Origin of the sequence: Streptomyces sp. AC550_RSS872 (assembly GCF_019049285.1) — a bacterium.
GTDB lineage: Bacteria > Actinomycetota > Actinomycetes > Streptomycetales > Streptomycetaceae > Streptomyces.
In genome coordinates this window covers 1-209 of record NZ_JAGMUL010000087.1, presented here as the reverse complement: position 1 = coordinate 209, position 209 = coordinate 1, and the positions used below count along the sequence as shown (strand labels likewise).

Below are 209 nucleotides of genomic sequence, written 5' to 3'. Positions count from 1 at the left end.
CCTTCTTCCAGAGCTCGACCGCGTGCTCGTCACGTTCCAGCGCACGGCGGGCCGGGCTCTGCCAGGACCAGCCGTGGCGGTGCAGGAGCCGCCACACTCCCGCGATCGAGCAACTGACCTCGAACTGGCGGCCGATCAGCGTTCTGACACGTTCCAGAGTCCACCGCTGGTCTTCCCAGCCATGCGCGGCCGGGCCTTTGGCCAGCTCC

1 protein-coding gene is annotated in these 209 nt (G+C 68.9%); it reads right to left on the bottom strand.

Annotated elements, in window-relative coordinates; genetic code table 11:
- Positions 1–209: winged helix-turn-helix domain-containing protein (locus KUM44_RS28530; protein WP_217212440.1), on the bottom strand; the 209-nt coding region annotated here is incomplete at both ends.